Source organism: Aminobacter sp. J41, from assembly GCF_000526635.1.
Taxonomy (GTDB): domain Bacteria; phylum Pseudomonadota; class Alphaproteobacteria; order Rhizobiales; family Rhizobiaceae; genus Aerobium.
In genome coordinates this window covers 196,915-223,793 of record NZ_JAGL01000004.1, presented here as the reverse complement: position 1 = coordinate 223,793, position 26,879 = coordinate 196,915, and the positions used below count along the sequence as shown (strand labels likewise).

Below are 26,879 nucleotides of genomic sequence, written 5' to 3'. Positions count from 1 at the left end.
GTGCCACGACAGCAAAGCATCGGCGCAGCAGTCAGGCGCCGCCCACGCCAACAGCAACAGCCGATTGCCGTCTGAAGGTAAATCAGACTGTGCCCAGCACTCTCCCCGTCAGCCTACCCCGTCCGCCGGATAGGGCGTCCGCAGCAGCAGATACAGGCCAACGAGCAGGAACAGCACGACAGTAGCAATTCCAACACGAGGCGACGCCGTCAGCGCCGTGACGCTGGCGACCAGAAATGGCGCCAGAAAGCTGGTTGCCCGGCCGGACAAGGCATAAAGCCCGAAATAGCGCCCCGCCTCGTCAGCCGAGACACTGCGCGCGAGATAGGAGCGCGACGAGGCCTGCACGGGGCCGAACGCGAGGCCGATGAGCAGGCCGAAGGCGATGTAGGCTAGTTCCGCTGGCGTCCCGAACAGCCCGCCGCTGTCCTCGCCGGGCAACGGCAAGGCTCCGAACAGCGTGTAGCCCGGCCCGGTCGAGACGATGCCGATGGTGGCGATCGACAGTACGATCAACGAGAGAACGACGACTTTCTTCGAGCCGAGCAAATTGTCGAGCCGGCCGGCAATCAGGCAGCCGGGAATGGCGACGACATTGAGCAGGATGCCGTAGAGGCCGATCTCGGTGATCGACCAGCCGAACATGGCCGTGGCGAAGCCGCCGCCGAGCGCGAGCAGCGCGTTGACGCCGTCCTGATAGATCATGCGCGCGACAAGGAACCGGACGATGCCGGCCCGCTCGCGCGCCTCGCGGATCGTCCCCGCAAGGTCGGCTATGCCCGCGCGCACGGCTGCGGCGAGCGGCATCATCTTGCGTGCATCGGGCGTGAACAGAAGCAGCGGCAGCAGGAAGACGAAATACCAGAGCGCTGACAGCGGTCCGCTTATTCGCGCGTCCTCGCCCTTGGCCGGATCGAGCGCGATCAGTGGTTCGACGCCGAGCAGCGTCTTGCCGGTCTCGGGCGAAACGGCGAGGAAGCCGACCACGAAGATCAGCACCAGCATGCCGCCGAGATAGCCGAGCCCCCAGGCGATGTTGGAGACGTTGCCGATCTCCTTCTTGTCAATCAGCGCCGGCATCATCGAGTCGTTGAAGACGATGGAAAATTCCGCCGCCACCTGCGCCAGGACGAAGGCGAGCAGCACTGGCACCACCGCCGAACCCGGCTCGGCGAGCCATAGCGAGCACAGGCAGAGGATCTTCAGCACTGCGAAGGCGGCGATCCATGGTTTGCGCGGCCCGGCGCGGTCGGCAATCGAGCCGAGCACCGGCGAAAGAATGGCGATCAGGATGCCGCCCGCCGCGATGCCGTAGCCCCAGGCCGCCTGTCCGGCAGCCGGGTCTGCGACCATGCGCGAGACGAAGTAGGGTCCGAAGACGAAGGTGGTGACCACGGTGAAGAACGGCTGCGCCGCCCAGTCGAACAGCATCCAGCCGATGATCCCGCGACGCGGCACCGGCCCTCTCGCCTCAGCATCCATGCATTTTCCCCCAAAGGCCGCCGCCTATCCCAAATCCGCCATCAGCCCGGAAGCCACCGTCAGGCGCGAGACGGTGAGCTCCCCTGCTTCCGTCAGCGCCTGCAGCTGCTCGCGGGTGCGCGCGACACGCTCGCCGCCGGCCTCAACCCACTTCGTAACAGGCTCCCTGTCCTTCGGATAGGCTACCAGCGCGGCGCGGGCCAGGCCTCTGCGGGCACTGTTCATGGTCTCGATCGCACGCGCCAGCGCCAGCCCATCATAATAGTCGGCTGGCTGGATCGCGCGGGCGGCCTCGTTGATGCGGCCGATTCGGAATTTCTCGGTGACGCAAAAGTACGCGCGCGCCGCGATCCTCAGTTCGGCGGTCGCCTGTTCGGCAAGCAGCGCGATGTCGGGAATGAGCTCCTCGATTGGCAGCCAGGCAAGCCGCGTCGCCAGCTCCTTCGGCGCGCCGGTCTCGGCGATTTCGCGCAACCGCTGTTCGACGAACTCGACAGTCTGCGCCGGCACCTTCGCGGCGAGGTGTGGCTGCAGCGTTTTCCGCGCGCTCCGAAGGGCGGCGATCCGCTCGGCAAGCGGTGCCGCGGCATCGCCATGGCGCAGCTGCCAGAGAGTTGCGGCATGGATCAAACGTCCCACCGCTTGGTAGAGCTCCAGTTGCGCAATCCCGTCGATGCGGTTGTCGAGTGCATCGATCTGCCGGAATAGAGCCGGAAGCTCAAAACCCTCGCTCACGACGACATAGGCCGCAACGACGTCGCTTGCGGTGCGGCCGCTCAGGTCCTGCAGCCGCGTGATGAAGGACGGCCCGCCGCGGTTGATGACGTCATTGGCCAGCACGGTCGCGATGATCTCTCGGCGCAGCGGATGCGCGCGGATTTCTTCGCCGAATTTCTTCGCCATCTTCTCCGGGAAGTAGGAAAAGAGGTCCGCCTCGAGATAGGGCTCGTCCGGCAATGGACCGGAAACGAGATCGTCGAACAGAGCGAGCTTGGCATAGGCAAGCAGCACGCCGAGCTCCGGCCGCGTCAGCCCCTCGCCTCTCGCCGCGCGGTCCGCCACTGCGCCGGTGGAGGGCAGCGACTCGACCGTGCGGTCTAGCAGCCCGCGTGCTTCCAGCGCCTGCATGAAGCGCTCGAGATGGGCAAGGTCGGCTGCGCCACGGGCCCTTGCAAGCGACAGCGCCAGCGTCTGCTCGTAATTGTTGGCGAGCACCAGCGCCGCCACCTCGTCGGTCATCTGCGAGAGCAGCTTGTTGCGGGCGGCGCGCGTCAGCGATCCCTTCCGCATCGCCGGTGCCAGCGCGATCTTGATGTTCACCTCAACGTCCGAGGAGTTGACCCCGGCCGAATTATCGATCGCATCCGAATTGCAGCGTCCTCCTGCAAGCGCATATTCGATGCGTCCGCGCTGGGTCATGCCGAGATTGGCGCCTTCGCCAACCACCTTCGCGCGCACCTCCGCGCCGGTGATGCGGATCGCGTCATTGGCGCGATCGCCGACGTCCGCATTCGTCTCACCCGCGCCCCGCACATAGGTGCCGATGCCGCCGAACCAGAGCAGGTCGACCGGCGCCTTGAGGATCGCGTTCATGATCTCGGTTGGCGTCGCGTCGGTTTTCGCGAGCCCGATGGCTTCGGCGGCCTGCTTGGTGAGGCTCACCGTTTTCAGCGCGCGCGAGACAATCATGCCGCCTTTCGACAGCTTCTTCCGGTCGAAATCCTGCCAGCTGAGCTGCGGGTTTTCGAACAGCCGCCGCCGCTCGGCATAGGTCGCCTCCGGATCGGGGTCCGGATCGATGAAGATGTCGCGGTGGTCGAAGGCCGCGACGAGCCGGATGCAGGACGACAAGAGCATGCCGTTGCCGAACACGTCACCCGACATGTCGCCGACGCCGGCGACGGTAAACGGCTCGGTCTGGATGTCGCGGTTCATCTCGCGGAAATGCCGCTTCACGGCCTCCCAAGCGCCGCGGGCGGTGATGCCCATCTTCTTGTGGTCGTAGCCCGCCGAGCCGCCCGAGGCGAAGGCATCGTCCAGCCAGAAGCCGTGCTCCTGGCTGATCCCGTTGGCGGTATCGGAGAAGGTCGCCGTGCCCTTGTCGGCCGCGACGACGAAATAGGCGTCGTCGCCGTCGTGACGCACCAGCTTCTTCGGCGGGACGACCTTGCCGTCCTCGATGTTGTCGGTGATCGAGATCAGCGTCGAGATGAAGTTGATGTAGGCGCTGCGCCCGACTTCGAACACCTCGGCGCGGCTGCCGCGTGCTGGCAGCCGGCGCGGATAGAAGCCGCCCTTGGCCCCCACCGGCACGATCACCGCGTTCTTGACCTGCTGTGCCTTAACGAGGCCCAGCACCTCGGTGCGGTAGTCCTGCGCGCGGTCCGACCAGCGCAGGCCGCCGCGCGCGACCGGGCCGAAGCGCAGGTGCACGCCCTCGACCTCCGGGCCGTAGACGAACACCTCGCGCCATGGGCGCGGCTCCGGAAGCCCGATGATGGCGCGCGAGTCGAACTTGATCGCGAGCGAGCGCGGCCCCGCCTCGCCCTCGAGGTAGTAGTTGGTGCGCAGCGACGCCTCGATCAGGTTCTGCAGCCTGCGGATGATCGTGTCGTCATCGATCTGCGGCACATCGTCGAGCGCATCCTTGATCGCCGCCTTGAGGTGCATCGCGACCACCTCACCGTCGCTGACGGCGGGATCGAACTTGGCCTCAAAGAGCTGGAACAGCCCGCGGGCGATTTCCGGATAGCGGTTGAGGACGCCGGCGATATAGCCCTGACTCTGCGGAATCCCCGCTTGCTGCAGGTAGCGGCCATAGACGCGCAGCAGCTGGATCTGCCGCGCGCGCAGCCGCGCCGTCTGCACCAGCTCGGCGAACTCGTCATTGTCGCTCTGGCCATCCCAGATCGACCGGAACACCTCTTCGAGAAGCTCGCCCTCGTCTGAAAGGTCGACCTCGCGGCCGCGCGCGCTTGCGAGCTCCATGTCGTGGATGAAGATGCGCCCGTCGCCTGCGATCTCGAAGGTGCGCTCGCTGATGACGCGGAACCCCATGTTCTCGAGAATCGGCACGCGCTTCGACAGTTCGACCGCCTCGCCAAAGTGATAGATCTTGAGCGAGGCCTCCTTCGCGCCCTGGCCGGTGTCGCGGTAGAAGTCGATGGCGATCGGCCCCTCGGCGCTGATCGTTGCCAGCACCTGCGCATCCTGCAGCGCCGTGTGCGGGGTGAAGGCGTTGCGGTAGCTCTCCGGCAGCCGGTTCGCCAGCTTGAGCAGCGCCGGGTCCGCGTCGCTCCCGGCAGCGTCGCGCAGCGCGTCGTCCCAGGTGCGCACGATCCGCCGCACCTCGGCCTCCAGATCCTTCGCGTCAACCTCCGGCGTCTTGCCGCCGGATCGACCGATGATGAAGTGGACGCGCACCAGCGAGCCTTCCGGGAACGCCGGATAGTAGGCCGAGACGCGGCCCTCGAACCTGTCCTTCAGCAGCTGCCCGATCTTTTCGCGGGCGTCGGAATCGTAGCGGTCGCGCGGCACGAACACGATCACCGAGACGAAGCGGTCGAACCGGTCGACGCGGAACAGGACGCGCACGCGCGGCCGCTCGCCGAGCGCGAGGATCGCGTGGGCGTGTGCCTGAAGAAGCGGGGTTTCGATCTGGAAAAGTTCATCGCGCGGAAAGGATTCCAGCACGCTGATGAGTGCCTTGCCGGAATGGTCGTGCGGGTCGAAGCCTGACGCATCCATCACCGCCTTCGCCTTGGAGCGAAGATAGGGAATCTGCATCACGGAACGCGTATAGGCGGTCGAGGTGAACAGGCCGACCATGCGCAGCTCTCCCGCGAGCCTGCCTTCGGCGTCGAACGTCTTCACGCCGATATAGTCGAGATAGATGCGGCGGTGGACGACCGACTTGGCGTTCGCCTTGGTGACGATCAGCGGGTCGGGTCCGTGCAGGAATGCGCGGATTTCGGGGGTGGTAGTCAGGCCTTCGTCCTCGCGCCGCAACACGCGCACGTTGGGGTCGGCAAGAATGCCGAGTCCCTCCTTGCCCGACGGCTCCAGCGCGCCGTCCCTGGTGCCACCGGCATAGATGAACTCGCGCATGCCGAGGAAGATGAAGTTGTCATCGCGCAGCCAGCGCAGGAAGGCGACGGCCTCATCAAGCGCGGGCTTCGCCAGCGGCAGGCCGGGCCGGCTGAAATTCTCGATCGCCTGGTAGAGGCGCGCCAGCATCGGCTTCCAGTCCGCCACTGAGCGCCGCACCTGCCAGAGGACGATTTCGAGGCGCTCGCGCAGCTTTTCCTTCACCGCCTCCGCCAGCTTCGGCACGTGGATGTGGATCAGGCTGACGCGGTGCCAGTCCTTGCCTGCTGCGTGGCTTTGCCCGTCATCGTGGATCTCGCAGATGCCGGTGCCGTCGTGGCGCACATCCATCACCGGATGCAGCACCAGCGTCGGCTCGCCGGTGTGTTCGGCGATCTCGCCCGACACCGAATCGAACAGGAACGGCATGTTGTCGTTGACGACGGTGATGACCGACAGCGGCTTGTCGTCGTGCACGAATTGCGGTCCGTCCTCGATGGAGATGATGCACTCGCCCGGCTCGTGCCGTTTCAGGGCCGCAAAAGCCTGTTCCGCCGCGCTCTTGAGCACGCTGGCATTATAGCTCGCCAGATCCTCCGGCGCCCCCCGCATGCGGAAGACTGCGACCAGCGCGTCCACGCCCCCCAGCCTGGAAGTATCCTTGCTCGACTTCGCGGATTTGGCGGTCATGCCAGCTTCCTTCGTCTGCACCGGGCTTGGGGCATGGTAGCAGACGAGGAGTGTTTGGCGAGGGGTGATCAGCGCGACGCGATCGCCGCGGCAGCCCCGCCCATGATGCTCGCGGAGACGCGGTTGGCGATCCGCATGGCGCGTGGGCTGCGGATGATGCGCCGTGCCTGCACGGCAGCTGCCACCCAGGCGAGGTCGACCGCCATCAGCACGAGCGCCATCGCGGCGGTGAGTTCCAGCCAGCCGACCATGGTGACCGAGGCAAGGTCGATGATGGTCGGCAGCAGCGCCATGTAGAACATCATGATCTTCGGATTGCCAAGAGTGACTGCCAGGCCGGCGGCGAACATCTTCCACGACGACTTGGCGCGCGGCAGGTCGCTTTCCTCGACCGAGACCGGTGCGGTCCACATCCGGTAAGCCAACAGGCAGAGATAAGCGACGCCCGCCCACTTGAGGACGAGGAAGGCGAAGTGGAAGGTTTGTGCGACGATGGCGAGGCCGAACACCGCCATCGACAGCCAGATGCCCTCGCCGATCCACATCGCGGCAAGGAACGGCATCACGTCGCGGCTGCCTTTGGAAACGACTCGGGCAACCAGTGCGGCAACGGACGGGCCGGGCGATCCGGCGGCGACGAACAGCGCGCCGGCGAAGATGACGAGCGATGTCAGGTCCATGAGGCGTATCCTCCAGGCTGCATCATCACCTCCGGCCGGCGCGTGTCAATGACCGCTGATCAGAGGTAGCGGCCGCCGCGCTGCAGGACCTCGATCTCATAGCCGTCCGGATCGGCGATGAAGAAGAAGCGCGCGATCACCTCGCCGCCCGGCGCGAAGTCAACCAGCTTGCGCGGGTTGATGCCGAGTTCGGTCAGGCGCGCATGCTCGGCAGCGACGTCCTCGACGGAGACAGCAAGGTGGCCGTAGCCGTTGCCGCGATCATACGGTTCCTCGCGGCCCTTGTTGATGGTCAGCTCCAGCTCGAAGTCGCTCTCCTTGTTGGAGAGGTAGACCAGCGTGAACGTCTCGAAGTCGAGGCGCTGGGCTACCTCGAGGCCGAAGGCCTTGTTGTAGAAGTCGATCGATCGCTGCTCGTCGAGAACGCGGATCATCGAGTGGATCATCTTGGCCATTTTCAAGCTCCTGGCATCTGGTGCGGAAACGAAAACGGCGACCATTCGGCCGCCGCATTCTGACTAAGCCGGGCCTTCCGGCCCGTGAGCGCTATCAGGCCGCGCTGGCCTTCTGCTTCTCGAACCGCTTGCGGTCGTTCGGGTCGAGATACATCTTGCGCAGGCGGATCGACTTCGGCGTGACCTCGACCAGCTCGTCATCCTGGATCCACGACAAAGCGCGCTCCAGCGTCATGCGGATCGGCGGGGTCAGCTTGACCGCCTCATCCTTGCCCGCGGCGCGGATGTTGGTCAGCTTCTTGCCCTTCAGCACGTTGACCTCGAGGTCGTTGTCGCGCGAGTGAATGCCGATGATCATGCCCTGGTAGACCTTGACGCCCGGATCGATGATCATCGGTCCGCGGTCCTCGAGGTTGAACAGCGCGTAGGCCACGGCCTCGCCCTGGTCGTTCGAGATCAGGACGCCGTTGGTGCGGCCCGGAAGCTCGCCCTTGTAGGGCTGGTAGGAGTGGAACAGGCGATTCATCACCGCCGTGCCGCGCGTGTCGGTGAGCAGCTCCGACTGGTAGCCGATCAGGCCGCGGGTCGGGGCGTGGAAGACAAGACGCTGGCGATCGCCGCCCGACGGGCGCAGCTCGATCATGTCCGCCTTGCGCTCGCTCATCTTCTGCACGACGACGCCGGCATGTTCCTCATCGACGTCGATGACGACTTCTTCGATCGGCTCCAGCGTCTGTCCGTTCTCGTCCTTTTGCATGACGACGCGCGGACGTGACACGGCAAGCTCGAACCCTTCGCGTCGCATCGTCTCGATCAGCACGGCGAGCTGCAGTTCGCCGCGGCCAGAGACGTAGAACGAGTCCTTGTCTTCCGACTCCTCGATCTTCAGAGCGACGTTGCCCTCGGCCTCCTTGAGCAGGCGGTCGCGGATGACGCGGCTCGTCACCTTGTCGCCCTCGGTGCCAGCCAGCGGCGAGTCGTTGACGAGGAAGGACATGGTCACGGTCGGCGGATCGATCGGCTGGGCCTGCAGCGGCTCGGTGACCGCCGGATCGCAGAAGGTATCGGCGACGGTGCCCTTGGAGAGGCCGGCGATCGCGACGATGTCGCCCGCCTGCGCGTCCTCGATCGGCTGGCGCTCGAGACCACGGAAGGCGAGGATCTTGGTGACGCGGCCGGTTTCCAGCAGCGAGCCGTCATGGTGGAGCACCTTCACCGCCTGGTTCGGCTTCAGCGAGCCGGACTCGATGCGGCCGGTGACGATGCGGCCGAGGAACGGGTTGGCCTCGAGGATGGTGCCGATCATGCGGAACGGACCTTCCTTCACGGTCGGCTCCGGCACGTGCTTCAGCACCAGGTCGAACAGCGGCGCGAGACCCTGGTCCTTCGGGCCTTCCGGCGATTCCGACATCCAGCCATCGCGGCCCGAGCCGTAAAGGATCGGGAAGTCGAGCTGCTCGTCGGTCGCGTCAAGCGCGGCGAACAGGTCGAACACCTCGTTGATGACCTCGACGTGGCGTGCGTCCGGACGGTCGATCTTGTTGATGGCGACGATCGGCTTGAGACCGACCTTGAGCGCCTTGCCGACCACGAACTTGGTCTGCGGCATCGGGCCCTCGGCGGCATCGACGAGCACGATCGCGCCGTCCACCATGTTCAGGATGCGCTCGACCTCACCGCCAAAGTCGGCGTGGCCCGGGGTATCGACGATGTTGATGCGCGTGTCCTTCCACTCGACCGAAGTTGCCTTGGCCAGAATGGTGATGCCGCGTTCCTTTTCGATGTCGCCTGAGTCCATTGCGCGCTCGGCGACGCGCTGGTTGTCGCGGACCGAGCCGGACTGTTTCAGGAGCGCATCGACAAGCGTGGTCTTTCCATGGTCGACATGCGCGATGATCGCGATGTTTCGAAGCTTCATATGTCCTCAGGAGGCTTGCGCGGCACAGGGGGCGCGCCGATTTCAATGCGCGGCTCTTATCGTTTTTTTAGGATTTGCGAAAGGGGGACATCAAAATGGGGAGATTGTCTCCCGGCGATGAACGGTCCGTAGTAGGCTGGGCATCTGCCGCAGATGCCGGGAAAGTCTAGAATAACAGCCACATCAACTGCGGACATGCGGGCTCAACTTTCCGTCACCGTTCCGCGACAGGAGGGTGAGATGCGGAAACTTCAGGCTCAAGGCGTTCATCACATCACGCTCGTCGGCGCGGACCGGCAGACCTCGATCGACTTTTGGGAAGGAGTGCTCGGCATGCCCTTCGTGTTCGAACAGCCCAATCTCGACAATCCGAACGAAAGCCACCTTTACTTCGATCCGGGTGACGGGCGCCTGATTACCATTTTCACCAATGAGGAGCGCAAGGGTGACCGCTCGCGCGGGCCAGCCCCGGTCGGGGCCGTCCACCACATCGCCTTCTCGGTGTCGCGGGTCACCTTCCTGCAGGCGGTCGAGCGCCTTGACGAGCGAAAGATCGCCCACAGCGGCGTGAAGGATCGCGGCTTCATGGACTCGATCTACTTCAAGGACCCGCTGGGCCTTTTGATCGAGCTTGCCTCCTACCGCTTCGAGCCGCCGCACGGCTTTACCCCCGCCGATGTTTTGATGGAGGCGCACCACATCCGCGTCGCCGCTGGCGACTACAACATCAATGAGAAGCATCTCGCCGATGCCATCGAGAACCTTGTCCGGCGCGGACGGCCCTCGCTGTCTGAAGATCGCCAGCCACGCGCCCCATATCGCCGGGGATGAATGGTTACCGCGGGCTAAGGTTAATTTTATTGAAACTTTTTTAACCGTTGCGCGTTAGGGGTTCCTTTAGAGGAGACGGAACCCCTGCACATGAACGCGCCCTGGTTGGTCAAGATCGCTGCAGCAGCCACGATCCCTGCCCTGATTGGCATGGGAGCGGCTTTTTCTGCGCCGTCTGCCCGGGACGCTGTCGCCGTGCCGCCGGCTGAGGAAGACACCGGTTCCCTTGATACCTTCAAGCCCGGCGACCATGGCATCGACTATGCGCTGGTGACCGGCCCGCGCGCCGACCGCAGCAAGGCTCCGGCCTGCGCCGATCCCGAGCGCAGGGGCGACCTGCGCCCCTGCCTCTGATTTTTCACTAGAGTTTGAAGGTTTGACGCGCGACCTCAGGCGAGGCCGCGCTTTTCCATCATGGCGTCCGGCGTCGGCATGCGGCCACGGAAGGCCGTGTAGAGCTCTTCCGGATCGCGCGAGCCGCCAGCCGCGTAGATGTAGGTCTTGAGCTTGCGCGCCGTCTCGGCATCGAACGGATTGCCCGTCTCTTCGAAGGCGGAGAATGCGTCGGCATCGAGCACTTCCGACCACATGTAGGAGTAGTATCCGGCTGAGTAACCGTCGCCCGAGAAGACGTGCAGGAAGTGCGGCGTCCGATGACGCATGACGATCTCTTCCGGCATCTCCAGCTTTTCCAGCACCTTTGCCTCGAAAGCTAGCGGATCGGCCGGAGCCTCGCCCTGGCGGTGATACTCCATGTCGACCAGCGCCGAGGAGGTGAACTCGACGGTGGCGAAGCCGGCATTGAAGGTCCGCGCCGTCAGCATCTTGTCGAGCAGCTCCTTCGGCATCGGCTCGCCGGTCTTGTAGTGGCGCGCGTGCTTCTCCAGCACCTCAGGCACCGTCAGCCAGTGCTCGTAAAGCTGCGACGGCAGTTCGACGAAGTCGCGCGACACCGAGGTGCCCGCAACCGAGGGCCACGTGACCTCGGTGAGCATGCCGTGCAGCGCGTGGCCGAACTCGTGGAACAGCGTACGCGCATCGTCCATCGACAGGAGCGCCGGCTGGCCCTTCGGCGGCTTCGCGAAGTTCATCACGTTGTAGATGATCGGTGACGCACCCTTGCCGAGCGAGTAGCCGCTTTCGAGCGAGCTCATCCACGCGCCGGAGCGCTTGGATGGGCGGTTGAAGTAGTCGGCAAGGAAGGTCGCTCGGTGCGAGCCGTCTGGGTTCTTCACCTGGAATACCCGCACTTCCTCGTGCCAGGTGGCAATGCCGGTCTTTTCCTCGAAGGTCACGCCGAACAGCCGTGTCGCCACGTCGAAGCAGGCATCGATGATGTGGTCGAGCTGCAGGTACGGCTTAAGCTCTGCCTCGTCGAACGCGTATTTCTGCGCGCGCAGCTTTTCCTGCCAGTAGCGCCAGTCGGCGGCGGTCAGCTTTTCATTGCTGCCGGCCTCGGCCGCAATCTTCTGGAGCTCGTCGCGGTCGGCCAGCGCCTTCGCGCGCGCCTTCTGCCAGACCGGCTCGAGCAGGTTCATCACCGCATCCGGCGTCTTCGCCATCGTGTCGTCAAGCTTGAATGCCGCAAAGCTCTCGTAGCCGAGGAGCTTTGCCTTCTCGGCGCGCAGCGACAGCGTCTCGCGGACGTTCTCGCGGTTGTCGTGTTCGCCGCCGTTCTCGCCGCGCTTGGTGAAGGCCTCGAAGGCCTTGGCGCGAAGGTCCGCACGATCGGAGAATGTCAGGAACGGCTCGATGATCGAGCGCGACAGCGTCACCGCATAGCGGCCTTCCTCACCACGCGAGGCGGCAGCCTCCGCCATCGCCGACACGAGGAAGTCCGGCAGGCCAGCGAGGTCATCGCCGCCGTCGAGGAACAGCGCCCAGCCGGCTTCGTCGGCGAGCACGTTCTGCCCGAACTGCGCGCCGAGCGAAGCAAGGCGCTCGTTGATCGCGGCAAGACGCTGCTTGTCCTCGGCATTGAGCTTGGCGCCCGCCCGGACGAAGCGCTTCCAGGTCTTTTCGAGCACGCGCCCGGTCTCGGCATCGAGACCGAGCGCGTCGCGCTGCGCATAGAGCTCGTCGATGCGCGCAAACAGCGCTTCGTTCATGTAGATCGCGGAGAAGTGGCGCGACATGCGCGGTGCAATCTCGCGCTCGAGCTTCTGGATCTCGGGATTAGTGTGCGCTCCAGCGCGCATCCAGAAGATCGCGGATACTTTGCCGAGCGCGTCGCCGGCGAGTTCCAGCGCGGCGAGCGTGTTGTCGATGGTCGGCTTGTCGGGGTTCGACGCGATGGCGGCGATCTCGGCTTCGTGCGCGGCAAGAGCTGCATCGAAGACGGGAGCAAACTGGTCGTCGGAAATCTTGTCGAAGGCAGGCAGGCCAAGCGGCCCCGTCCAGTTCGTCAGGGGATGGCTGGCTAGATCGGACATGAATGACTCCGGAGGATTGCAGGAAATGCAGAAGGCGGGTTGCACCTGATGTAGGCGCGGCCCGCCCGCCGTGCAACGCTCCAGACGTCGCGGTTATTTGTAGTCCGGCCGCTCGAAGTCGCCGGTGGCCGGGTTCATCGCCCAAAGCTCTCCGGTCGAAATATCGAACCAGGCGCCGTGCAGCGACAGCTTGCCCTTCCCTTCGAGGATCGAGACACACGGGAAGCTGCGCAGGTTCGCCAGCGAATAGCGGATCGAGATGCGCTCGAGCGCGGTCTGGCGCTCGCCGGGCGTCATCATCGTGTTGTTGGCAACGGCCTCGGCGGCAGGGGCAACGAGGCCCATCCACTTGCCGATGAAGTCACCGGGCGACAGCGGCGGCGCTGACGGGTCGAGTGCCGCCTTGATGCCGCCGCAGCGGCCGTGGCCGAGCACGACGATGTGCTTGACCTTGAGGCTCTGCACCGCGAATTCGAGCGCTGCCGACGTCGCATGGTGCTTGTCGTCCGGCTCATAGGGCGGGACAAGGTTGGCGACGTTGCGCACGACGAAGAGTTCGCCGGGGCCGCAGTCAAAAATGGTTTCGGGGGCCGCGCGCGAGTCGCAGCAGGCGATCACCATCGTCTCGGGTGTCTGGCCTTCTTTTGCGAGCTTGCGGTAACGGTCGCTTTCGGAAGCGTAGCGACCGCTCATGAAGTCGCGGTAGCCACGGAGGAGGTGGGGGGGAAGAGCGTCCATGGCTTGCGGATAAACCTAAAACGGCTATCGCGCAACAATTCCGCTCATGCCCATATGGCAATCGAATTACCGTAACGGTCGGTCGGCGGCGGGTTTGGAAAGGGCCTTGCAAGCCCGCCGCGGCGCCTTTCCGCGACCAAAAGCATCGCGCAGGCGTCGAGAAAATCATCGGCAGCCGAGCGGCGCGGCGGCGGCTGGTCAAGGAAGGCGCGAGGCAGCCCGCTTCTTGCCAGCAGCGCCCGGCGCTCCTCCATTCCGGCCGGATTGACCGCGCCCTTGATCTTCTTCGGCAGGCTCATCGCCTTCTCGCCGTTGAGGCGCCAGAAGGCGACTTCGGGATGAGACTCGATCAACCGTTCCCGTAATTGCGGTTCTGTAATGAGCAACTGGTCGATCTCGCGAATCTTGGAGAAGATGCCGCGTATCTGTCGGCAGGCTGTCGATCAGCGTCTCGAAGTCAGGATAGACCGTAGCGGACGGCGCGCCGCCGTCGTCGCGGAAGACGGCGACCCAGCCTCCCTTGCAGCCATCGACGCCGCAGGCAAGGCTCACGCAGACTTGCCTCCGCGCGGCTCGACCAGCCGCCGCGTCTGCACCATCGCCATCGGGTGGACGATGCTCTGTGCATCCGTCGCGAGCATCAGGTCTTCCGAGCCGCGCTTGACCGCCCGCGCGACCACCTCAAACACGGCGGCCGTTGCCGAACGCAGCGCCTTGTCGGGCGTGAGGCCTTCCATCAGCCGCGCAAGGAAGACCGCCGCAAACAGGTCGCCGGTGCCCTTCGGCGCGTTCTCAACAGCACGGTGCTCGGCAAGCACCGCCTCGCGCTTCGTCACCAGCAGGTTGCCGATCGAGCCCGCCATCATCGCATGCGCGGACGTGACCAGCATCGTCGCGGGGCCGAGCTCGCGCGCGGCGCGGATCGTCGAGGTGTTGTCGTCGAGGCTATGACCGATGATCCATTCGAGCTCGGAGCGGTTCGGCGTCGCAATGTCCGCGAGCGGCAGCAGCTCGTCGCGGATCGCCTCCGCGATCTCCTGCGATACGTAGAGCCCCTTCTCGTCGCCGCAGACCGGATCGCAGAGATAGATCGCGTCGGGGTTCTGCTCTTTTAGCGCCCGCACGAGCCCCGCGACCGCCTTCGCCTGTGCCGCGTCGCCAAAATAGCCGCTGATGATGGCGCCTGCCTCGCCGAGAAGCGGCGAATTGGCAAAATCCTCCATCAGGGAGGCAAACTGGCTCTCATCGGCGACGATGCGTGTGGAGCGGCCCTGATTGGGATGCCACGCGAGCGTGATCGTCGGCACCGCCCAGACGGGAAAACCGAGTTGTTCCAGCGCAAACACCACGGTGCGGTTGCCGACGGAGCCGCGCACGACGTGGCTGGAGATGACGATGATGGGCGGATGGAGCGTGGTTTGGTCGTTGTGCATCTGTCAGCCGGCAGTGAATGCGAAATCGAGGAGCCACCAGATCAGGTAGAGAAGCAGGGCCACGCCACCCCAGCGGCCGATGCGGGTTCCCCACAGCTCCACCCAGTCGGCCTGGTCGGCGTCCCTGCCGGCCATGTGGTCGCGGGCGCGCCCGAGCATGGTCGGCTCGCTTTCCAGTCCGACACGGTCGATGATCCGCCGTGCTTCATCCGTGGCCCTGTCGTCCCGGCTCATCTGATTTTTCCCAGCAAGAGCGCCAGCTTAGTCGCGCGTCTGCCCCCCACACAAGCGATGATTGCGCGCCATTTGCGTCTCGACGGAATGAAGCTAAGGTCAGGCGTCACAACCTGCCGGATTACGTGCCATGTCGCGCAACCTCATCTCCGCATTGTTCCTCGCACTTCTCATGCCGCTGCTCACCGCCTGCGGCTTCAACACCATCCCGACGGCTGAAGAGCGCGCCAAGGCCGCCTGGAGCGAGGTGCTCAACCAGTACCAGCGCCGCGCCGACCTGATTCCGAACCTCGTCGAGACGGTGAAGGGTTATGCTGCGCATGAGCGCGAGGTGCTGGAGTCGGTGGTCGAGGCCCGCGCCAAGGCCACGCAGGTTCAGGTCTCGCCCGAGATGCTGCAGGATCCGGCCGCCTTCCAGGCTTTCCAGGAAAGCCAGTCTCAGCTGACAAGCGCGCTGTCGCGCCTGCTCGCAGTTGTTGAGAATTATCCCGACCTCAAGGCGAACCAGAACTTCCTTGCCCTGCAGGCGCAGCTCGAGGGGACCGAAAACCGCATCGCGGTCGCCCGCCGCGACTACATCGAGGCGGTGCGCGTCTACAACACGACGCTGCGTACCTTCCCGTCGATCATCTGGGCCAAGCTCTGGTTCACCGATGCGGTGCCGTTCCAAAACTTCACCGTGTCGGAGGACAAGATGGAGGTGCCGCAAGTCAACTTCGGCACGAAGTAGTGGATTGCGGGCCGGTCGGGCGATGCGCGTCATGAGCCTTGCGGGCATTCTTCGCGCCCTGCTGATCGTCATCGCGATCGGCGCCGCGCTGCCTGCGCTTGCCCAGCAGCCGCAGCTTACCGGCCGCCTCGTCGACAGCGCCGGCATCATCGATGCCGCGACCGAAGCGGACCTCACCACAAAGCTCGCAGAGTTCGAGAAGAAGTCGTCCGATCAGATTGTCGTCGCCACGGTGCCGAACCTCGGCGGTGAGGCGATCGAGCCCTACGCCAACCGCTTGTTCCGCGCCTGGGGCCTCGGCCAGGCCGGCGAGAACAATGGCATCCTCATCCTCGTCGCGCTTGAAGACCGCAAGATGCGCATCGAGGTTGGCTATGGCCTTGAGGGCACGCTGACCGACCTGCACTCCAAGCTCATCATCGAGAACACGATGGTGCCGGCCTTCCGCGCCGGCGATTATTCCGGCGGCATCTCGCGCGCCGTCGACGACATCATCATGGTGCTCGAGGGCAACGGCGCCGAGCTTGAAGCGCGCGCCGAGCGCAACCGCCACAGCGACAGCGCGTTCGACATCGACACCTGGATCGTCATCATCTTCTTCACGATCTGGTTCTCGATCTTCTTCGGCTCGATCGGCATCAGCCTGCTGGCCCCGATCTTCGGCCGCAAGATCGGCCCGCGCCGCTATCGCTGGCTCGGAATGGACGTCGACCTCAACCCGAAGCCGCGCCGCCGGCGCTCGTCCTCCGGCTGGGTGATCCACACCGGCGGCAGCGACTGGGCGGGCGGAGGTGGTGGCTGGTCCGGCGGCGGCGGATTTTCGGGAGGAGGCGGATCGTCGGGTGGCGGCGGCGCCTCGGGGAGCTGGTAGCGATGCCGATACCATCACTCACGCCTAAAGAGCACGAGCGGCTGGCAAACTGCATCCGCCAGGCCGAGGCAACCACGCGCGGCGAGATCTACTGCGTCATCGCGCGCACCAGCGACAGTTACATCTTCCCCGCCGCCTTCATGCTAACGATCGGCATGCTGATCGCCAGCCTTGCCGTCGCCTTCTGGCTCGACCGCAGCTGGCACGAGGTTTCGCACGTCACCTTCGTGCTGGCGCAGATCGCGGCGATTGCCGCCGCGCTTCTCCTCGCGCGCTTCGTGCCTGCGCTGCGCATTCGCATGGTGCCGCGTCGCCTCGCCTACCGGCGCGCGCACGACAATGCGCTGAAGCAGTTCCTCGCTCACAACGTCCACACGACCAAGCTGCGCACCGGCATCCTGATCTTCGTCTCGCTCGCCGAGCGTTACGCGGCGGTGATCGCCGATTCGGGAATCAATGCCGTCGTGGAGCAGTCGGAGTGGAACGACATCGTCGCGAAGCTGACGGCAGCAGCCAGGGCCGGTCATCTCGTTGACGGACTGGCCGAAGCGATCGGCCGTTCCGGCGAGCTTCTGACCGCGCATTTTCCCGGCGGAACCAACAATCCCAACGAGTTGGAAGACCACGTCGTCGAGATCTGACGGCTGCTTGAGCCTCGCAAAGAAAATTTTCGCGGCGGCCCTTGGACGGCTTGCCGGGCGGAATCCGCGAGGTTAACCTTAACAAATCATGAATACGCTGACGATCGACATCAGGAAGGCTGAGCCGCGCGACGCGGAAGCAGTCGCTTGCGTGCATCACGAAGCCTGGCAGAACGCCTATGCGGGCATCATCCCGCATCGCGCCCTCAATTCCATGATCGGCCGCCGCGGCCGCGCCTGGTGGGAGAACGCGATTCGCCGCGCTGCCAGCGTCCTCGTTGTCGAGATGGGCGGCGACATCGTCGGCTATGCCACGATCGGCCGCAACCGCGCCCGCGAATTGCCGCAGGAAGGCGAGATCTACGAGCTCTACCTGCGCCCTGAATACCAAGGCATCGGCCTTGGCACCCGCCTGTTCAACGCCGCCCGCGAGCGTCTCGCCGCACATGGCCTGTCGGGTCTCGTCGTCTGGGCGCTCGAGGAGAACGACGGCGCGCTGCGCTTCTACGAGGGTGCCGGCGGCCGGGACGTTGCCGAGGGCGTCGAGGTGTTCGACACCAAGGCGCTGCGCAAGGTCGCCTTCGTCTGGAACTGACGCACGCGAAAGCGGTCGTCAGTCACCGATCGCCCTCTTCTCAAACAACAATTGAACTGATCCTGCCTCTCCTGCAGCACGTTGTTGCATTGCAATAGCGAGCCGGTCGGTATATCGGCACGGGCGAGTTGCGCTCACCCGCCTGAGCGCGTTTTCAAGCCTGTCAGGAAAAAGAAAATGCGTATCGAATCCATCTCCATTGGCAAGAATCCGCCAGAAGACGTCAACGTCATCATCGAGGTCCCGGTTGGCGGACAGCCGATCAAGTACGAGATGGACAAGGAATCCGGCACGCTCGTCGTCGACCGCTTCCTCTACACCCCGATGACCTACCCGGGTAATTACGGCTTCGTCCCGCACACCCTGTCGGACGACGGCGACCCGATCGACGTTCTGGTCTGCAACACCCGCCCGCTCATCCCGGGCTGCGTCATCAACGTCCGCCCGATCGGCGTGCTGGTGATGGAAGACGATGGCGGCCAGGACGAGAAGGTCATCGCCGTTCCGGTCCCGAAGCTCACCCGCCGCTATGAGAAGGTGTTCGAGCACACCGATCTGCCGGAGATCACCCTCAAGCAGATCGAGCACTTCTTCGAGCACTACAAGGACCTCGAGCCGGGGAAGTGGGTCAAGATCGGCGGCTGGCACGGTTCCGACTACGCCAAGAAGCTAATCGTCGAGGCGATCGAGCGCGCCAAGAAAGCCAAGTAAAGACCCGGTCCTTTGCTCCCGGGGCGTCAGCCCCGGTTGTCCGTCCAGCGAACGACATCCGGCAGCGGCACGCTGCCGGCATCGACCGACGGCTCATCACCACATCTGAAATGGCGCGCCCTGCCATCGGCAATGCGGCGCGCCTTTTCATTTGCATTGGGATTTCCGGTTGCGACGACATAGGCGACCGCGCAGCCTTCGCCGTCGCTGAGCTGCCCGACCTTTTCGACCACCAGCACCTCGATCTGCTTGCCGTTGTCGTCGACCGGATTGGCGACGAACCAGCGATGGATGGTGGCAAACGGGGTTTCGACGTCACCGTCGCGCTCGATGCGCCATTCGATCTTCGGGCCGGTCGAGTTGAAGACGCCAAAACTCTCCCACGCAATCGCGTCCTCGCCGATCGGCGGAAAGCCGTAGAACACGGATTCGCGCAGGTCGCTGTACTGCAGGATCACCGGATAGCCGCGATAGCCGGCGCAGATCATGCTGACCCAGTCGCCGCCATCATCGCCCGCCTGATCGTAGACGGTGCAGTTCTGCTCGATGTCGATGTCGGTGTATTCGCTGAAGATTTCTTCGGCGACAGCGTCGGGACCAAGCGCGAGCGCGAGCGCCAGCAATGCCGGAAGCCGCATGGTGTCCTCCCCGGGCAAACTCCGCCCCGGCATGGTAGCCGCCGCCTTGCCGCGTGAAAAGCCGGGGTCAGGCCGACAGGCCGCGCACGCTCTCCTCAAGCGATTCCGGATCGCCGCTGACCCGCACCGTCTTCAGCCGCGCCGTATCGCCCGAGACGATCTCGACGTCGCGCGCAGGAACGCCAAGCGTCGAGGCGATCAGCTTGACCAGCGCCTGGTTGGCCTTGCCCTTTTCCGGCACCGCCCGCACCCGCGCCTTGAGATGCGCACGTCCGTCGGACGCGGTCTCGACGCCTTCGACCGCATCGCGCGACGATTTTGGCGTCAGGCGGACGAAAAGCTCGAGCCCGCCCGAAACTCGCCTGTAGAAGGAAGACTGCTCGTTCACACCAACTGAAGCAGCTCGGTACGAATGAGGGTACGGATGAAAAAGATTATGAGGAGGAGAAGAATAGGCGAGATGTCGATGCCGCCGAGATCCGGCATGAAGCGGCGGATCGGTCGCAGCGCCGGTTCCGTGATCCTATGCAGGAAGTAGCCGATATTGGCGACGAACTGGTTGCGCGGATTGACGACGTTGAACGCGTAGAGCCAGGAGAACACGGCCGACGCAATAATCAGCCACCAATAGATGCCGAGAGCGTAATCAACCGTGAGTAGTAGTGCGAGCATGCCGTTTCCCCTAAGAACCCGGAACATGTAAACAAGCCTGCCGGCAGCGGCAAGGGGAGCCGGCAATTCCGCGCTTCCGAAACGTGATGCGAAATGTGCGTCGCAGGCCCTTTTCGTCGCTTGACAGGTCGCTCACCCCGACCCTAAATTCCGCCACCTTCTTGAAGGGGCTGTAGCTCAGCTGGGAGAGCGCGTCGTTCGCAATGACGAGGTCAGGGGTTCGATCCCCCTCAGCTCCACCAAGGATTTCCTTATCTCAAACTCACTGGACGAAGCTTCGAGCCGCGCTGCATCGGAATTTCGTACATCGCCGGGGGCGCGACAAGCTCAGTAATCTTCAGCAGCTCTGGCCACCTCCAGATAAGAAGCGACGCAACGTGATGGAGTTCTGTCTTTTGGTAGCCGGGTGCCAGAATAAAGCCATGGAGCCCCGCACTGCGTAGCGCCGCCCGCTCTGCCGCGTTCTTCAGTAGCCTCCGATCACCTGAAATGAATATCCACCGCTCAGACGACTTCTTCAGAAGTTCGATCCACTCGACATCGGCGGAGTTTCGCCCGCGAGGCAGCCCGGGGACGTCTTTTATATGATACGCGGCATGGCCGTCTTTTTGGAAAGCCATGCAACGTTGTAGCGAGTACTGGCGGCGTGCAATTGTCGAAGAAGACCTTCAAGCTGCCAAACGTTGCTCCAATCTTTCTTCAAATTCGAGCGCGCGACGTACCGCAGAAATTGGAGCTTCGTAGGCTTTCGCCGCGTCAACCTCGCCCATCAGACGCACCGCAGAAGCGAGGACGGCAGTCGGGATGCTCGTTTCCCCGTCAATTGGCGCGCCGAATGACCGCTCCGGATCCACGACGATATTCACCTGTCTTCCCGCGGGCCACCACATCTTCGGCAGTCCGTCCGCCCCGAAATCAACGGTCTTCAGAATGGGCTCCAACACTCCCTTAAACTCATATTGCCGCTTAAAGAGATTTAGAAGCCGCTCTGTCTGATTGCCATCATCATCTTCTTCTATGACATGAAGAAATATTTCCCTGCCCTCCGTCAAGAATCGATTCGTGGACAGCGGGTGACTTTGTTTTATGATTTCGCGTGCGAGTTTTATGGCCGCGCGAACGCGAATGGCAGAAACGCCCTGTCGAATGAAGGCATCAGCGACCCGCGCCTCCATCAAGTCACGAAAGCCCAGAACAAGACGCCCGTCGTCAAGCGTTACCTCAGGGTCCCACAGAGGTTCGTATTGTTTTCCTGCGGCTTCATGCCCGCGAAGCCACCGAAAAATTCTTGATGCAGGTATGTGAAGCAACCGACTTGCTTCGGCCGGAGTATAAAGGCCAACACCGATCAGATCATTCATCAGAGTCACCCTTCTCACCGTCCGAAGCACACCTCTAGTAGATATGAATCGTACCGACGAAATCTGCAAGTAATAGCGGCCGCGGCTAGCGATCCGCGCGCCCCCCGGCCATGCTTTCGCCGACTTCCCCATAGACATCATCGACTCGTGACCGGCTGACGCTTCCCTGCGGCAACAGCGCGCGGGAACGCTTCCGGCTTTTCGATCCTTTGGGCGGGGAAAATGCTAATGGCGCGGCGCGTCTTGCGCGGCGCCGGTTCGACATTGCGCCGACATATCGCGGGCGGGCCGCGACCTCCCGTAGCCCGACCGAAGCGGGACGCCCAACATACCGGATACCGCATGCATATCATCATCATAAGCCGGCAAGAGGAAACGACTCGCCGGGCATTTCAGGCCAGCCAGCTTGCGCGCCTTGGCCTTTCCTTCGAGTTCCTTGACGCCTTCGAGGCCCGCGATCTCTCCGATGCCGAATGCCAGGCGGCCGCCAATGTCTGGCCCGGCCCGACGCTGCCGCAGGACATCGCCTGCTTCCATTCACACCGGATGGCCTGGCACAAGGTCGCCGAAATGGGCGCGCCGGTGCTGATCCTCGAGGACGACGCAGTGCTGGCCGACACGCTGCCGCAGGTGCTCGCCGAGATCGAGAGGTCGCCCATGCCGGCCAACACCGCCTACGACCTAGAATTCACGCCCGAGCCGCACATCCTCGCCGAGCACGAGAGCCTCACCTTCCTTGGCGGGAAGGTTGTCGCGCGGCGCGTCTACAAGAACCGCGTCGGGCTGGCCGCCTATGTGATCGGCCCTCAGGTCGCACGCCGCATGCTGCAGGACACCGAGCGCTACGGACTGGTCGATTCCTATTTCTGGCACCGGCCGTGGCTTTCCGGCCTGCAGATCGAGCCGGCGCAGGCCGTGCAGATGCGCTTCCTCGGCGAGGGCGACAGCGTCCTGGCGTTTCATCGCCCGCCGCAGAAGAAGCCGTTTCGGCCTGCAGGCAAGCTGCGCAAGGTCCTGCTGCAGCTGGAGCTGGAGCTCAACCGCGGCCGTTGCCTCCTGCAGGCTGCCTTCCGCTCGCAGCGGCGCGAGCCGCTGATCGACCGGGCGCAGTTCCACACCTGACGCCAAACGCGGCCCGGGTCGCGGCAGGGACGCTTCGCCCCCGGCCGCGGCACTGGTAATTTCCCGCCATTTCCGCCATATACCGCCCATGAGTGCGCTCGCTTCCTTCGCCAAGATGAACGGCATCGGCAACAAGATCATTGTTGCCGACATGCGCGGCCGCGCCGATCGCATCACGGCCGAGGCCGCGATCGCGCTCGTGGCCGATCCGGCAACCCATTTCGATCAGATCATGGCGATCCATGACCCGCGCATTGCGGGCACGGATTTCTACATCGAGATCATCAATTCCGACGGCACGCTGGCGCAGGCCTGCGGCAACGGCACCCGCTGCGTCGTCTCTGCGCTCGCGTCCGAGACCGGCCGGAAGGTGTTCACGTTCCAGACGCTCGCCGGCATCGTCAACGCGGTCGAGCACGAGGACGGGCTGATCTCAGTCGACATGGGTAAGCCTCGCCTTGGGTGGCAGGACATTCCGCTCGCCGAAGAGTTTGCCGACACCCGCGCCATCGAGCTGCAGGTCGGCCCGATCGATGCGCCGGTGCTGCATTCGCCCTCGGTCGCCTCGATGGGCAACCCGCACGCGATCTTCTGGGTCGACGAGGACGTCTGGTCTTACGACCTCGACAAGTTCGGGCCGCTGCTGGAAAACCACCCGATCTTCCCCGAGCGCGCCAACATCACCATTGCGCAGGTCACCTCGCGCACTTCGATGAACATCCGCACCTGGGAGCGCGGCGCAGGCCTCACGCTCGCCTGCGGCTCGGCTGCATGTGCTGCCGCCGTCTCCGGCGTGCGCACCGGCCGCACCGAGCGCAAGGTGACGATCACGGCGCCCAGCGGCGGCAAGCTCATCATTGAGTGGCGCGAGGACGAGCACGTCATCATGACCGGCCCGGCGGAATGGGAATTCGCTGGCGAGTTCGACCCGCAGACTGGCTCCTGGCAGCGCGTCAGCGAGGACGCGGCATGATGTTTAAGCGTTATGTGGGGATCACCCCCACCCCTAGCCCCTCCCCACAAGGGGGAGGGGAATTGGTGCATTTCGCATCGACGACAGCAACTGTTGCCGGGCTCCACGTCCCAGTATCCCCCTCCCCCTTGTGGGGAGGGGTACGGGGTGGGGGTAGTCTTGCGGAGGTGAAGCCGTGAGCGATCCAAAGGGCATCGACATCCTCACCTTCGGCTGCCGGCTCAATGCCTACGAATCCGAGGTGATGCGGCGCGAGGCGCATACGGCCGGGCTCGACACGCTCGCGGGCGGCGCGGTCATCGTCAACACCTGCGCGGTCACCGCCGAGGCGGTGCGCCAGGCCAAGCAGGCGATCCGCAAGGCCCGCCGCGAGAACCCGGACGCGCGCATCATCGTCACCGGCTGCGCGGCCCAGACCGACCCGGAAGGCTTTGGCTCGATGGACGAGGTCGACCTCGTCCTCGGCAATGAGGAAAAGCTCAAGGCGCACTCCTACCGCGCGTTGCCGGACTTCGGCGTCAACGATTTCGAGAAGGTCCGCGTCAACGACATCATGTCGGTGACCGAGACGGCCTCGCACATGGTGGATTCGCTGGAAGGCCGTGCCCGCGCCTTCGTGCAGGTGCAGAACGGCTGCGACCATCGCTGCACCTTCTGCATCATCCCCTATGGCCGCGGCAATTCCCGCTCGGTGCCGATGGGCTCGGTCGTCGAGCAGGTCAAGCGCCTCGTCGGCAATGGTTTTCGCGAGGTGGTGCTGACCGGCGTCGACCTCACCTCCTACGGCGGGGACCTCCCCGGCACGCCGAAGCTCGGCAAGCTGGTCACGACAATCCTCCGGCAGGTGCCCGACCTTGCACGCCTCCGCCTCTCGTCGATTGACTCGATCGAGGCCGATGAGAGCCTGATGGAGGCGATCGCCGGAGAAAGCCGGTTGATGCCCCACCTGCACTTGTCGCTGCAGGCCGGCGACGACATGATCCTCAAGCGCATGAAGCGGCGCCATCTGCGCGACGATTCCATCCGCTTCTGCGAAGAGGTGCGCCGCCTGCGCCCCGACATCGTCTTCGGCGCCGACATCATCGCCGGCTTCCCGACGGAAACCGACGCGATGTTCGAGAACTCGCTGAAGATCATCGAGGAGTGCGGCCTGACGCATCTTCACGTCTTCCCCTATTCACCGCGCAAGGGAACGCCGGCCGCGCGCATGCCGCAGGTCGACCGACGCATCGTCAAGGAACGCGCAGCCCGCCTGCGTGCCGCAGGCGACGCCGCGCACCTCGCTCATCTCGACCGCCTCGTCGGCTCGACGCAGCGCATCCTCATCGAGAAGGAAGGCATCGGCCGCGCCGAGGGCTTTTTCGTCACCTCGATCGCAGCAGGCGCGCCCGGCGACATCATCGAGGCGAAAATCTCGGGTCACGACGGCGAGAAGCTGATCGCCCAGACTGCCGCCATGCGCGCGGCCTGAAGCAACTGGCAGGAAACATGGCGCTCGGATTCATCAAGAAGATCTTCTCCTTCGGCAAGACGGAAGAGGAAGCGGCAAAGCCCGCGGAAGAGCAGGAAGTCCTGCAGCCCGCAGAGCCCGACGTTCCCGCGCCCCAGCCAGCCGAAGTTCCTGCCGAGCCGGCTCCCGAGCCCATTGCGCCCGAGGTTCCTGCAGAACTCGAGGTCGTGCCGCCGCAGCCCGAGGAAGTGCCCGCAGAGCCGGAGCCTGCTCCGGAAGTGCCACAACCCGAACCGGACGTTGCGCCTGCGCCAGAACCAGCGCGGCCCGAAATTCCGGCCGAGCCGGAACCGGTAATGCCGGAGCCGCAACCGGAGGAAGTCCCGCCGGCACCAGCCGAGCCGGAAATTCCGTCCGGCCCGTCGGAGATTCCGTCCACGCCGCAGCCGGAACTTTCCGCCGTCACCGCTGTCGAGGACCGCGCCCCGGCAAAGGTTATCGTCTCAAAAGCGGTTGAGGCGCGGGTCGAGGACGCGCCGGCGGAGGCAGAGACCCAGCCGCAACCGCGGCTGTCCTGGTACCAGCGCCTGTCTCAGGGCCTGTCACGATCGTCGCGCGAGCTGCGCGACTCGATCGCGGGCGTCTTCACCAAGCGCAAGCTGGACGAAGACACGCTGCAGGACCTTGAGGACGTGCTGCTGCGCGCTGATCTAGGCATGGAGACCGCGATCCGCGTGACGGATTCGCTGGCTTCCGGCCGCTACGGCAAGGACATTTCCGGCGAGGAAGTGCGCAAGGTGATGGCCGAGGAGATCGAGAAGGTGCTGGCGCCCGTGGCGAAGCCCCTCGAACTCGACCTCTCGCACAAGCCGCACGTCGTCCTCGTCGTCGGTGTCAATGGCACCGGCAAGACCACGACCATCGGCAAGCTGGCCGCGAAGCTCACCGCTGGCGGACTGAAGGTCACGCTCGCCGCGGGCGACACCTTCCGCGCCGCCGCGATCGAACAGCTGAAGATCTGGGGCGAGCGCACCGGCTCGGAGGTGGTTTCCTCCAAGCTCGGCGCGGATGCCGCCGGCCTCGCCTACGACGCCTTCGAGAAGGCGAAGGCGAACAATTCCGACGTCCTCATCATCGACACTGCCGGCCGCCTGCAGAACAAGGCCGAGCTGATGGCGGAGCTCGAAAAGATCGTCCGCGTGCTCGGCAAGCACGATCCGGAAGCGCCGCACACCGTGCTGCAGACGGTCGATGCCACCACCGGCCAGAACGCGCTCAACCAGGTCGAGATCTTCCGCAATGTCTCGGGCGTCAACGGTCTGGTGATGACCAAGCTCGACGGCACCGCACGCGGCGGCATCCTGGTCGCCATTGCCGCCAAGCATAAGCTGCCGGTCTATTTCATCGGCGTCGGCGAACAGGTCGACGACCTTGAGCCCTTCTCCGCCCGCGACTTCGCCCGGGCGATTGCTGGAGTAAATTGATGGATCAGCCCGTCTTTGAGCGCGATCCCTCGGACCCGAAGAAGCAGGAGCTCAACCCGCTGCTGAAGCTGGCGCTGGAGCTCGGGCCGCTGCTCGTCTTCTTCTTCGCCAATACGCGGGGCGAATGGCTCATCGATACCTGGCCCGTGCTCGGCGGGCTCGGCGGGCCGATCTTCGTCGCCACCGGCCTCTTCATGATCGCAACCGCGGTCGCGCTGGTTGTGTCGTGGCTGCTGACCCGCACACTGCCGATCATGCCGCTGGTGTCCGGCGTCGTCGTCTTCATCTTCGGCGCGCTGACGCTCTATTTGCAGGACGACGTCTTCATCAAGATGAAGCCGACCATCGTCAATTCGCTGTTCGGCGCGGTGCTGCTCGGCGGCCTCATATTCGGCAAGTCGCTGCTCGGCTATGTCTTCGACTCCGCTTTCAGGCTCGACGCCGAGGGCTGGCGCAAGCTGACGCTGCGCTGGGGCGTCTTCTTCTTCGTCCTCGCGGCGATGAACGAGGTCGTCTGGCGCAATTTCTCGACCGATTTCTGGGTCGCCTTCAAGGTCTGGGCGACGTTGCCGATCACCGTCCTCTTCACATTCAGCCAGATGCCGCTCATCATGCGCCATTCCGTGGAGGAAAAGCCGGCTGAATAGGAGGG

Annotated in this window: 27 protein-coding genes and 1 tRNA gene; 13 read left to right on the top strand and 15 right to left on the bottom strand. The window is 64.5% G+C overall.

The features are described from left to right. Positions 1-108: 108 nt before the first annotated feature. The 5 genes from L630_RS0105275 to typA all read right to left on the bottom strand — a co-directional run bounded on the left by L630_RS0105275 (position 109) and on the right by typA (position 9,311). On the bottom strand, positions 109-1,482 hold the full coding sequence (locus L630_RS0105275) for an MFS transporter (protein ID WP_024847236.1): 1,374 nt from the start codon (positions 1,480-1,482) through the stop codon (positions 109-111). Between the two features lie 24 nt (positions 1,483-1,506). Then, a complete protein-coding gene (locus L630_RS0105270; RefSeq protein ID WP_024847235.1) occupies positions 1,507-6,258 on the bottom strand; it encodes an NAD-glutamate dehydrogenase in 4,752 nt (1,583 codons plus the stop codon). A gap of 68 nt (positions 6,259-6,326) precedes the next feature. Next, positions 6,327-6,938, bottom strand: a complete 612-nt coding sequence (locus L630_RS0105265) for a LysE family translocator (protein WP_024847234.1) — start codon at positions 6,936-6,938, stop codon at positions 6,327-6,329. Positions 6,939-6,997: 59 nt separating this feature from the next. Continuing rightward, complete coding sequence (locus L630_RS0105260; RefSeq protein ID WP_024847233.1) at positions 6,998-7,393, bottom strand: VOC family protein; 396 nt, start codon at positions 7,391-7,393, stop codon at positions 6,998-7,000. A gap of 94 nt (positions 7,394-7,487) precedes the next feature. Then, complete coding sequence (gene typA, locus L630_RS0105255) at positions 7,488-9,311, bottom strand: translational GTPase TypA (protein WP_024847232.1); 1,824 nt, start codon at positions 9,309-9,311, stop codon at positions 7,488-7,490. 240 nt (positions 9,312-9,551) lie between these two features. Here typA and L630_RS0105250 point away from each other — a divergent pair, with 240 nt between their 5' ends. Both L630_RS0105250 and L630_RS0105245 read left to right on the top strand, forming a co-directional pair. After that, positions 9,552-10,142, top strand: coding sequence for a VOC family protein (locus tag L630_RS0105250; RefSeq protein ID WP_024847231.1), 591 nt, complete (start codon positions 9,552-9,554; stop codon positions 10,140-10,142). A 90-nt stretch (positions 10,143-10,232) separates the two neighbouring features. Then, the gene (locus tag L630_RS0105245) at positions 10,233-10,496 is read left to right on the top strand and encodes a hypothetical protein (protein WP_024847230.1); all 264 of its coding nucleotides are present in this window, start codon (positions 10,233-10,235) and stop codon (positions 10,494-10,496) included. 35 nt (positions 10,497-10,531) lie between these two features. Here L630_RS0105245 and L630_RS0105240 read toward each other — a convergent pair whose 3' ends face one another. From L630_RS0105240 to L630_RS0105220, 5 genes are all read right to left on the bottom strand, one after another. After that, a complete protein-coding gene (locus L630_RS0105240; RefSeq protein WP_024847229.1) occupies positions 10,532-12,574 on the bottom strand; it encodes a M3 family metallopeptidase in 2,043 nt (680 codons plus the stop codon). Positions 12,575-12,667: 93 nt separating this feature from the next. Further along, the gene (locus L630_RS0105235) at positions 12,668-13,312 is read right to left on the bottom strand and encodes a carbonic anhydrase (RefSeq protein ID WP_024847228.1); all 645 of its coding nucleotides are present in this window, start codon (positions 13,310-13,312) and stop codon (positions 12,668-12,670) included. 44 nt (positions 13,313-13,356) lie between these two features. Next, the gene (locus L630_RS21020; protein WP_245263658.1) at positions 13,357-13,698 is read right to left on the bottom strand and encodes a DUF429 domain-containing protein; all 342 of its coding nucleotides are present in this window, start codon (positions 13,696-13,698) and stop codon (positions 13,357-13,359) included. Between the two features lie 162 nt (positions 13,699-13,860). After that, complete coding sequence (gene pdxY, locus L630_RS0105225) at positions 13,861-14,745, bottom strand: pyridoxal kinase PdxY (protein WP_024847227.1); 885 nt, start codon at positions 14,743-14,745, stop codon at positions 13,861-13,863. Positions 14,746-14,748: 3 nt separating this feature from the next. After that, a complete protein-coding gene (locus L630_RS0105220) occupies positions 14,749-14,979 on the bottom strand; it encodes a hypothetical protein (protein WP_024847226.1) in 231 nt (76 codons plus the stop codon). Positions 14,980-15,109: 130 nt separating this feature from the next. Here L630_RS0105220 and L630_RS0105215 point away from each other — a divergent pair, with 130 nt between their 5' ends. The 5 genes from L630_RS0105215 (at position 15,110) to ppa (ending at position 18,527) form a co-directional block, all read left to right on the top strand. Beyond that, complete coding sequence (locus L630_RS0105215) at positions 15,110-15,709, top strand: LemA family protein (RefSeq protein WP_024847225.1); 600 nt, start codon at positions 15,110-15,112, stop codon at positions 15,707-15,709. A 31-nt stretch (positions 15,710-15,740) separates the two neighbouring features. Further along, positions 15,741-16,580, top strand: a complete 840-nt coding sequence (locus L630_RS0105210; RefSeq protein WP_245263657.1) for a YgcG family protein — start codon at positions 15,741-15,743, stop codon at positions 16,578-16,580. Between the two features lie 2 nt (positions 16,581-16,582). Beyond that, a complete protein-coding gene (locus tag L630_RS0105205; RefSeq protein ID WP_024847223.1) occupies positions 16,583-17,221 on the top strand; it encodes a TPM domain-containing protein in 639 nt (212 codons plus the stop codon). 88 nt (positions 17,222-17,309) lie between these two features. Continuing rightward, complete coding sequence (locus tag L630_RS0105200; protein ID WP_024847222.1) at positions 17,310-17,816, top strand: GNAT family N-acetyltransferase; 507 nt, start codon at positions 17,310-17,312, stop codon at positions 17,814-17,816. A 177-nt stretch (positions 17,817-17,993) separates the two neighbouring features. Continuing rightward, entirely contained in the window at positions 17,994-18,527 is a 534-nt protein-coding gene (gene ppa / locus L630_RS0105195) for an inorganic diphosphatase (protein WP_024847221.1), read from the top strand. A gap of 26 nt (positions 18,528-18,553) precedes the next feature. On the opposite strand, the gene L630_RS0105190 is transcribed toward ppa, so the two are convergent. From L630_RS0105190 to L630_RS0105180, 3 genes are all read right to left on the bottom strand, one after another. Continuing rightward, positions 18,554-19,165: a hypothetical protein gene (locus L630_RS0105190; protein ID WP_024847220.1), complete on the bottom strand. Its 612-nt coding sequence runs from the start codon at positions 19,163-19,165 to the stop codon at positions 18,554-18,556. Between the two features lie 67 nt (positions 19,166-19,232). Continuing rightward, positions 19,233-19,553 carry a DUF167 domain-containing protein gene (locus tag L630_RS0105185; protein WP_024847219.1) on the bottom strand — a complete coding sequence of 107 codons (321 nt, stop codon included), beginning with the start codon at positions 19,551-19,553 and terminating at the stop codon, positions 19,233-19,235. Then, the gene (locus tag L630_RS0105180) at positions 19,550-19,837 is read right to left on the bottom strand and encodes a YggT family protein (protein ID WP_024847218.1); all 288 of its coding nucleotides are present in this window, start codon (positions 19,835-19,837) and stop codon (positions 19,550-19,552) included. The genes L630_RS0105185 and L630_RS0105180 overlap by 4 nt, the downstream gene beginning before the upstream one ends. A gap of 166 nt (positions 19,838-20,003) precedes the next feature. On the opposite strand from L630_RS0105180, the gene L630_RS0105175 reads away from it, so the two are divergent. Next, positions 20,004-20,079: transfer RNA gene (locus L630_RS0105175), tRNA-Ala, on the top strand. Positions 20,080-20,088: 9 nt separating this feature from the next. On the opposite strand, the gene L630_RS23130 is transcribed toward L630_RS0105175, so the two are convergent. Then, the gene (locus L630_RS23130; protein ID WP_024847217.1) at positions 20,089-20,457 is read right to left on the bottom strand and encodes a hypothetical protein; all 369 of its coding nucleotides are present in this window, start codon (positions 20,455-20,457) and stop codon (positions 20,089-20,091) included. A 48-nt stretch (positions 20,458-20,505) separates the two neighbouring features. Then, positions 20,506-21,198, bottom strand: a complete 693-nt coding sequence (locus L630_RS0105165) for a hypothetical protein (protein ID WP_144706405.1) — start codon at positions 21,196-21,198, stop codon at positions 20,506-20,508. 342 nt (positions 21,199-21,540) lie between these two features. Here L630_RS0105165 and L630_RS0105160 point away from each other — a divergent pair, with 342 nt between their 5' ends. From L630_RS0105160 to L630_RS0105140, 5 genes are all read left to right on the top strand, one after another. Continuing rightward, positions 21,541-22,320, top strand: coding sequence for a glycosyltransferase family 25 protein (locus L630_RS0105160; RefSeq protein ID WP_024847215.1), 780 nt, complete (start codon positions 21,541-21,543; stop codon positions 22,318-22,320). A gap of 88 nt (positions 22,321-22,408) precedes the next feature. Continuing rightward, on the top strand, positions 22,409-23,293 hold the full coding sequence (dapF, locus tag L630_RS0105155; RefSeq protein ID WP_024847214.1) for a diaminopimelate epimerase: 885 nt from the start codon (positions 22,409-22,411) through the stop codon (positions 23,291-23,293). A gap of 175 nt (positions 23,294-23,468) precedes the next feature. Then, positions 23,469-24,764 carry a tRNA (N(6)-L-threonylcarbamoyladenosine(37)-C(2))-methylthiotransferase MtaB gene (mtaB, locus tag L630_RS0105150; protein ID WP_034329358.1) on the top strand — a complete coding sequence of 432 codons (1,296 nt, stop codon included), beginning with the start codon at positions 23,469-23,471 and terminating at the stop codon, positions 24,762-24,764. A gap of 17 nt (positions 24,765-24,781) precedes the next feature. Beyond that, positions 24,782-26,227 carry a signal recognition particle-docking protein FtsY gene (ftsY, locus tag L630_RS0105145; protein ID WP_024847212.1) on the top strand — a complete coding sequence of 482 codons (1,446 nt, stop codon included), beginning with the start codon at positions 24,782-24,784 and terminating at the stop codon, positions 26,225-26,227. Continuing rightward, positions 26,227-26,874, top strand: coding sequence for a septation protein A (locus L630_RS0105140; protein ID WP_024847211.1), 648 nt, complete (start codon positions 26,227-26,229; stop codon positions 26,872-26,874). The genes ftsY and L630_RS0105140 overlap by 1 nt, the downstream gene beginning before the upstream one ends. The last annotated feature ends 5 nt before the right edge of the window (positions 26,875-26,879 follow it).

Bases quoted from the DNA above. Each gene is read 5' to 3' on its own strand.
- L630_RS0105275 (WP_024847236.1), bottom strand. From the start codon at position 1,482: ATGGATGCTGAGGCGAGAGGGCCGGTGCCGCGTCGCGGGATCATCGGC.
- L630_RS0105270 (WP_024847235.1), bottom strand. From the start codon at position 6,258: ATGACCGCCAAATCCGCGAAGTCGAGCAAGGATACTTCCAGGCTGGGG.
- L630_RS0105265 (WP_024847234.1), bottom strand. From the start codon at position 6,938: ATGGACCTGACATCGCTCGTCATCTTCGCCGGCGCGCTGTTCGTCGCC.
- L630_RS0105260 (WP_024847233.1), bottom strand. From the start codon at position 7,393: ATGGCCAAGATGATCCACTCGATGATCCGCGTTCTCGACGAGCAGCGA.
- typA (WP_024847232.1), bottom strand. From the start codon at position 9,311: ATGAAGCTTCGAAACATCGCGATCATCGCGCATGTCGACCATGGAAAG.
- L630_RS0105250 (WP_024847231.1), top strand. From the start codon at position 9,552: ATGCGGAAACTTCAGGCTCAAGGCGTTCATCACATCACGCTCGTCGGC.
- L630_RS0105245 (WP_024847230.1), top strand. From the start codon at position 10,233: ATGAACGCGCCCTGGTTGGTCAAGATCGCTGCAGCAGCCACGATCCCT.
- L630_RS0105240 (WP_024847229.1), bottom strand. From the start codon at position 12,574: ATGTCCGATCTAGCCAGCCATCCCCTGACGAACTGGACGGGGCCGCTT.
- L630_RS0105235 (WP_024847228.1), bottom strand. From the start codon at position 13,312: ATGGACGCTCTTCCCCCCCACCTCCTCCGTGGCTACCGCGACTTCATG.
- pdxY (WP_024847227.1), bottom strand. From the start codon at position 14,745: ATGCACAACGACCAAACCACGCTCCATCCGCCCATCATCGTCATCTCC.
- L630_RS0105220 (WP_024847226.1), bottom strand. From the start codon at position 14,979: ATGAGCCGGGACGACAGGGCCACGGATGAAGCACGGCGGATCATCGAC.
- L630_RS0105215 (WP_024847225.1), top strand. From the start codon at position 15,110: ATGTCGCGCAACCTCATCTCCGCATTGTTCCTCGCACTTCTCATGCCG.
- L630_RS0105210 (WP_245263657.1), top strand. From the start codon at position 15,741: ATGAGCCTTGCGGGCATTCTTCGCGCCCTGCTGATCGTCATCGCGATC.
- L630_RS0105205 (WP_024847223.1), top strand. From the start codon at position 16,583: ATGCCGATACCATCACTCACGCCTAAAGAGCACGAGCGGCTGGCAAAC.
- L630_RS0105200 (WP_024847222.1), top strand. From the start codon at position 17,310: ATGAATACGCTGACGATCGACATCAGGAAGGCTGAGCCGCGCGACGCG.
- ppa (WP_024847221.1), top strand. From the start codon at position 17,994: ATGCGTATCGAATCCATCTCCATTGGCAAGAATCCGCCAGAAGACGTC.
- L630_RS0105190 (WP_024847220.1), bottom strand. From the start codon at position 19,165: ATGCGGCTTCCGGCATTGCTGGCGCTCGCGCTCGCGCTTGGTCCCGAC.
- L630_RS0105180 (WP_024847218.1), bottom strand. From the start codon at position 19,837: ATGCTCGCACTACTACTCACGGTTGATTACGCTCTCGGCATCTATTGG.
- L630_RS23130 (WP_024847217.1), bottom strand. From the start codon at position 20,457: ATGGCTTTCCAAAAAGACGGCCATGCCGCGTATCATATAAAAGACGTC.
- L630_RS0105165 (WP_144706405.1), bottom strand. From the start codon at position 21,198: ATGAATGATCTGATCGGTGTTGGCCTTTATACTCCGGCCGAAGCAAGT.
- L630_RS0105160 (WP_024847215.1), top strand. From the start codon at position 21,541: ATGCATATCATCATCATAAGCCGGCAAGAGGAAACGACTCGCCGGGCA.
- dapF (WP_024847214.1), top strand. From the start codon at position 22,409: ATGAGTGCGCTCGCTTCCTTCGCCAAGATGAACGGCATCGGCAACAAG.
- ftsY (WP_024847212.1), top strand. From the start codon at position 24,782: ATGGCGCTCGGATTCATCAAGAAGATCTTCTCCTTCGGCAAGACGGAA.
- L630_RS0105140 (WP_024847211.1), top strand. From the start codon at position 26,227: ATGGATCAGCCCGTCTTTGAGCGCGATCCCTCGGACCCGAAGAAGCAG.